The 2,168-nt window shown below is 52.7% G+C and carries 1 protein-coding gene; it reads left to right on the forward strand.

Features of this window, described 5'->3' with window-relative positions:
* On the forward strand, nucleotides 1–1,978 hold a 1,978-nt coding region (gene clpB, locus KQJ18_RS23575), incomplete at its 5' end, for an ATP-dependent chaperone ClpB (RefSeq protein WP_216422902.1).
* Nucleotides 1,979–2,168: the final 190 nt, after the last annotated feature.

Raw genomic sequence — 2,168 nt, forward strand, 5'->3', positions numbered from 1 at the left:
AAATAACCCGGTGTTGATTGGTGAACCTGGCGTCGGTAAAACCGCCATCGTTGAAGGGCTGGCGCAGCGTATTATCAACGGCGAAGTGCCGGAAGGCTTAAAAGGCCGCCGCGTACTGGCGCTGGATATGGGCGCGCTGGTGGCCGGGGCGAAATATCGTGGCGAGTTTGAAGAACGTTTAAAAGGTGTGCTGAACGATCTCTCTAAACAAGAAGGCAACGTCATTCTGTTTATTGATGAGCTGCATACCATGGTTGGCGCAGGTAAAGCCGATGGCGCCATGGACGCCGGTAACATGCTGAAACCGGCGCTGGCGCGTGGGGAACTGCACTGCGTAGGCGCAACCACGCTCGATGAATATCGTCAGTACATCGAAAAAGATGCGGCGCTGGAACGCCGTTTCCAGAAAGTGTTTGTGGCTGAACCTTCAGTAGAAGACACCATCGCCATTTTGCGTGGTCTGAAAGAACGTTATGAGCTGCACCACCATGTGCAGATCACTGACCCGGCGATTGTTGCGGCAGCGACGCTGTCTCACCGCTATATTGCCGACCGTCAGTTGCCGGATAAAGCCATCGACCTGATCGATGAAGCGGCATCCAGCATTCGTATGCAGATTGACTCCAAGCCGGAAGAACTGGACAGACTCGACCGCCGTATTATCCAGCTCAAACTGGAACAGCAGGCATTAATGAAAGAGTCTGATGAGGCGAGTAAAAAACGTCTTGATATGCTCAACGAAGAACTGGACGACAAAGAGCGCCAGTATTCTGAGTTAGAAGAAGAGTGGAAAGCGGAAAAAGCCTCGCTCTCCGGTACTCAGACGATTAAGGCTGAGCTGGAGCAGGCGAAGATCGCCATCGAGCAGGCGCGTCGTGTGGGCGACCTGGCGCGGATGTCCGAGCTGCAGTACGGTAAAATCCCGGAGCTGGAAAAACAGCTGGAAGCCGCTACCCAGTCGGAAGGTAAAACTATGCGTCTGTTGCGTAACAAAGTGACCGATGCAGAAATTGCTGAAGTGCTGGCGCGTTGGACCGGGATCCCGGTTGCCCGCATGCTGGAAGGCGAACGGGAAAAACTGTTGCGTATGGAGCAGGAGTTGCACAGCCGTGTTATTGGCCAGAACGAAGCGGTTGAAGCGGTATCTAACGCAATTCGCCGTAGCCGTGCTGGGCTGTCTGACCCGAACCGTCCGATTGGTTCATTCCTGTTCCTTGGGCCGACTGGTGTCGGTAAAACCGAACTGTGTAAAGCGCTGGCAAACTTTATGTTCGACAGTGACGATGCAATGGTGCGTATCGATATGTCCGAGTTTATGGAGAAACACTCGGTGTCTCGTCTGGTCGGTGCGCCTCCGGGATATGTCGGCTACGAAGAGGGGGGGTATCTCACTGAAGCAGTGCGCCGTCGTCCTTACTCCGTCATCCTGCTGGATGAAGTGGAGAAAGCGCATCCGGATGTGTTCAACATTCTGTTGCAGGTGCTTGACGATGGTCGTCTGACCGACGGGCAGGGGAGAACGGTCGACTTCCGTAATACGGTGGTCATCATGACTTCGAACCTGGGGTCCGATCTGATCCAGGAACGTTTTGGCGAGCTCGATTACAGCCACATGAAGGATATGGTGCTGGGCGTTGTGAGCCATAACTTCCGTCCGGAATTTATCAACCGTATAGATGAGGTTGTGGTATTCCATCCGTTGGGTGAGCAGCACATTGCTTCGATTGCTCAGATCCAACTGCAGCGTCTGTATAAACGTCTGGAAGAGCGTGGCTATGAAATCCATATCTCTGACGAAGCGCTCAAACTGCTGAGCGCGAATGGTTACGATCCGGTATATGGCGCGCGTCCATTGAAACGCGCTATCCAGCAACAGATCGAAAACCCGCTGGCGCAGCAAATTTTGTCTGGGGAGCTGATTCCTGGCAAAGCCATTCGCCTGGAAGTGAACGACGACCGTATCGTGGCAGTGCAGTAAGTCACAAAACGATAATAAACGAGCCCTGTGGGGCTCGTTTTTGTTTAAAAACCAGGCAAAAATAGAAAGGTTGAGTGAAAAGTAATCGTTTGATAAGTTTTTTGTATTTTTAACTTGTCAGCCTGAAATAACTCCCTATAATGCGCCTCCACTGACACGGAACAACGGATTACACGCCGCCGGGTCAGCG

It is taken from the genome of Citrobacter sp. S55_ASV_140, from assembly GCF_018919505.1.
Lineage (GTDB): Bacteria > Pseudomonadota > Gammaproteobacteria > Enterobacterales > Enterobacteriaceae > Citrobacter > Citrobacter werkmanii.